We start from the raw sequence: 3,846 nt of genomic DNA, 5'->3' as shown, positions 1-3,846 counted from the left end.
CAGCAGAAGTTGCCACGCAATACGGGTCAGGTCGGACGCTTACCGCAATCGGCCGCTATGAATGCTGAACACGGCGCAAGATCGGCCGTCGCTAAGGCTTCGGAAGCTGATCGACCGGTACAACCAGCGGCCTCCCCTTTTCTACGATGTAGGTGGCCAGTTCGGCCCCGTTCGTTGCCCCCGGATTGTGAGCCTTGTGGGCGACACCTGATGGCACGAACAGCACGTCTCCTGCGTGTAAGGTGATGGCGCTTTTTCCCTCCAGCTGATACTCCAACACGCCTTCAAGGACGTAGATGACCTCTTCGCCGGGGTGGCGGTGCCAAGGCGCCGTGGCGCCTGGTGCGATGTCGATACGGGCCTGGACCGTCTCGAGCCCTTTGATCGACAGCTCCTGTCGCTGCAGGTCCGTGCGCTTGACGCCTGCTTGCTGCGCGGCGGTCGCGGTCCCTGACAGAGTGAGCGCGATGGTGGCTGCTGCCGCGAATTTCATGTGCATACTGGGCTCCTACTGGCTCGGGCCACTTTGACCCAATCGCGTCTTGTGGGAGGGACATACCGGCTGAACGTCGAAGCGGCGCTAGCTGGAACCGACAGATTGCGAGACGGAACTGACATGACCAAGGCGACAGGCGGGTTCGGCGAAATTGGGCTGGTTCAATATCCCGATTGCCAGCTCTCGGCGATCTACGGACTGACCGATCTATTTCGCATCGCCAACGAGATCGCACGTGCAGTTGCCCCCTCAGGTGAGCGTGAAATTCGTGTCAGTCACTGGCGGCAGGAGGAGGCTGACATCGTCTGTACCTTCGATACGCGTCCCGGTCAGCCGCACGCGCTGACGCATGTGATTACGCCGCCGAGCCTGGTGGTGCCGGATCGAATGCAGAAGATGACTGCCTTTTCCGATTGGATGGTGCGCCTGCATAAGAAAGGCGCCACGCTCTGCTCCGTCTGCGCCGGCGCGTTCATCCTTGCAGAAACGGGGCTGTTACGGGATCGGGCGGCGACCACACACTGGGCCTTCGCAGAGGCGTTGGCCTCTCGCTTCCCCGCCGTCCAGGTTGATGTCGATCGGATGGTGATTGACGATGGGGACATCATAACTGCGGGGGGGATTCTGGCCTGGACCGATCTTGGGCTCACGCTCGTCGAGCGCCTGCTAGGTGCGAGCGTGATGCTCGACACGGCCCGCTTCCTCTTGATCGATCCCCCCGGTCGGGCCCAGCGCCCTTATGGACAGTTCATTCCAAAGCTTGACCATGGAGATGCGGCCATCCTTTCGCTCCAGCATTGGATGCAGGCAACGGGGGCCAGGGAGGTATCGGTGGCAGCCCTCGCTCAGCGGGCGGGCTTGGAAGAGCGCACGCTTCTGCGACGGTTCAAGCAGGCCACGGGCTTGAGGCCAACCGAGTACGCGCAGCAGGTCCGCATCGCCAAAGCGCGGGGTGCATTGGAGCTCACCCGAACCCCCGTGGACCAGATCGCTTGGCAGGTTGGGTATGGGGACGCCTCAGCGTTCCGAAAGATTTTCCAGCGGGTCACCGGCGTTGCTCCCGCCGAGTACAGACGGCGCTTCGGGCCGCGATCGGAACGCACGCAGACCATTCCTGAAGTCCCCGAGCTGATGGTTCGGAGGGCTACGACCGCGGGAGGCGGAGTTCCACCGCCCCCCGATGCCGAAACGATTAGCTGCGAATGAAGGCCAGCAGATCGGCGTTGATCACGTCCGGATGCGTGGCTGCCATGCCGTGTGAGAGCCCCTCGTATGCTTTAAGCGTTCCGTTCCTGAGCAGCGCTACCGAACGCGGAGCATGGTTCCCGAACGGCACGAGCTGATCGTCGGTGCCGTGCATCACGAGCACGGGTACGTCGATCGCCTTAAGATCCTCGGAGAAGTCGGTCGCCGAAAAGGCGCTGATGCAGTCATACTGCGCTTTGGCGCCCCCCATGAGCCCCTGACGAGACCAGTTGTCGATGAGCCCTTGGCTCACCTTGGCGCCATCTCGATTGAAGCCATAGAACGGTCCCGACGCAATCTCCCGGTAGAACTCAGCGCGGTTGGCGATCAGCGCGGTGCGGAAGCCATCGAACAGCTCAGGTGGCAACCCTGCGGGGCTGCTGTCCGAACGCATCATCATCGGGGGCACTGCGCCCAGCAGGACTGCTTTCGCCACCCGACCTGCTTCCGCCCGCGCCACGTAACGCGCTACTTCGCCGCCCCCAGTGGAATGTCCGATATGCACCGCGTTCTTCAGATCCAGCGCCTTGGCCAGTTCGATCACGTCAGCGGCATAGGTGTTCATTTCGTTGCCAGCGTCCGTCTGGCTCGATCGGCCGTGTCCGCGCCGGTCATGGGCGATCACCCGATACCCTTCGCCAAGGAAGAACAGCATCTGATTGTCCCAATCGTCACTGGATAGCGGCCAGCCGTGATGAAACACGATTGGTTGTGCGTCCTTGCTGCCCCAGTCCTTGTAGAAAATCTCGGTGCCATCGGTCGTGGTGATCGTAGCCATGTTGTGTCTCCTCTGTTCAGCGCCGCGGAGCGCCGCTGCTGGAGACGATATAGCCGCCCCCTCGAATGGGATCGCTCGGCAGAAGCGACACACTGCGTGTCAAAACTGACGAAGACACCAACAGCTGGCGCGTCCTTCAGGAGCACATTACTCTTCTGACCTGCGCAGGAAGGGAACGAGGGGGACTGATCGAGCGCGGTCATCCGCAGGGAATGGCGGAAACCCGTTGTCGGCCGAATGCACGACAAACAGGTGTTTTCGGCTACCCGCGGGGGAGCTTATAGGAATCCGCAGCTCCTGCGCCGACGACCGGGTAAAGGCGGGAGCTGCCTGTCCGCTTCCTTCGCCGAAGCGGCCGCCGACGCGATACCCGATAGCACGAGCAGCAGCTGCTGAGGCGGTGTGACCGGGCCCGCTGCGTGCGCAGCGGGTCCGGGGTCAGGAGCCGGGAGTGCGGGGCATCAGCGGGGGCAGCGCTGCGCTATGAGGAGGGCTCCACGCAGCCCCCGCTGCCACGAGCGGCGTGTGCCATTTCTATCTTGCGGCGGAATGTGCCTTTTCTAACTGGCGGCAACAGCTCCTGGCGGGGGTGTGTAAGCGCAACGTACAAATGTCACTCTCCCGCCAGATAGAGATGTCACAATCTCTGGTCGGCGCCTTTCGAGTGGCATGCCGCCCGAGCAATTGGGGGCACGCTGATGACGGTGGTCGCGATGAGCCGGAGCGAGTTGTCACGGTACGAAACGCTGCAGCGGGTTGAGCGCGGCGAGATCACCGCAAGCGAGGCTGGCGAGCTGCTCAGGCTATGCCGGCGCCAAGTGTATCGGCTGCTCGACAGGTTCCGCACTGACGGCGCCGCTGGCCTGATATCCCGGAAGCGCGGTCGGCCGAGCAATCGCCGGTTGAGCGAAACCTACCGGAAGCAGATCCTCGGCATCGTCCGCGAGCGCTACGCCGATTTCGGCCCAACGCTGGCGGCCGAGTATCTCGCCGAGCGCCACGGCATCACGCTCTCGCACGAGACGCTGCGACAGCTGATGATCGGCGCCGGCCTGTGGAAAGCCAAGGCCGCCAAGCGCGCCAGGCTGCACCAATCCCGCAACCGTCGCGAGCGCCGCGGCGAGCTCATCCAGGTCGACGGCTCGGACCATGACTGGTTCGAGGGCCGCGGGCCACGCTGCAGCCTGCTGGTCTATATCGACGATGCCACCAGCGAGTTGATGCACCTCGAGATGGCGGAAAGCGAAAGCGCCCTCTCCTACCTACAGGCGACACGGACCTATCTCGAGCGGCACGGCAAGCCGATCGCCTTCTATTCGGACAAGCA

The 3,846-nt window shown here is 63.1% G+C and carries 4 protein-coding genes; 2 read left to right on the top strand and 2 right to left on the bottom strand.

Annotated features, from left to right (window positions below):
* Positions 1–91 precede the first annotated feature (91 nt).
* Positions 92–499, bottom strand: a complete 408-nt coding sequence (locus tag B215_RS0116790; protein WP_019370806.1) for a cupin domain-containing protein — start codon at positions 497–499, stop codon at positions 92–94.
* A 117-nt stretch (positions 500–616) separates the two neighbouring features.
* On the opposite strand from B215_RS0116790, the gene B215_RS0116785 reads away from it, so the two are divergent.
* Positions 617–1,702, top strand: coding sequence for a GlxA family transcriptional regulator (locus B215_RS0116785; protein ID WP_019370805.1), 1,086 nt, complete (start codon positions 617–619; stop codon positions 1,700–1,702).
* Here the strand turns inward: B215_RS0116785 and B215_RS0116780 are convergent.
* Positions 1,689–2,519: an alpha/beta fold hydrolase gene (locus tag B215_RS0116780; RefSeq protein WP_019370804.1), complete on the bottom strand. Its 831-nt coding sequence runs from the start codon at positions 2,517–2,519 to the stop codon at positions 1,689–1,691. The genes B215_RS0116785 and B215_RS0116780 overlap by 14 nt on opposite strands.
* Positions 2,520–3,217: 698 nt before the next feature.
* Here B215_RS0116780 and B215_RS0116775 point away from each other — a divergent pair.
* Positions 3,218–3,846 (top strand): ISNCY family transposase (locus B215_RS0116775; RefSeq protein ID WP_019370803.1); only part of this gene is annotated, 629 nt, incomplete at its 3' end.

Origin of the sequence: Sphingomonas sp. ATCC 31555 (genome assembly GCF_000282895.1) — a bacterium.
Lineage (GTDB): Bacteria > Pseudomonadota > Alphaproteobacteria > Sphingomonadales > Sphingomonadaceae > Sphingomonas.
The sequence above is the reverse complement of the archived record's forward strand: the minus strand, read 5'-3'. Positions and strand labels throughout refer to the sequence as shown.

Coding starts and splice junctions, on each gene's coding strand:
- B215_RS0116780 (WP_019370804.1), bottom strand. CDS start 2,519: ATGGCTACGATCACCACGACCGATGGCACCGAGATTTTCTACAAGGAC.
- B215_RS0116790 (WP_019370806.1), bottom strand. CDS start 499: ATGCACATGAAATTCGCGGCAGCAGCCACCATCGCGCTCACTCTGTCA.
- B215_RS0116785 (WP_019370805.1), top strand. CDS start 617: ATGACCAAGGCGACAGGCGGGTTCGGCGAAATTGGGCTGGTTCAATAT.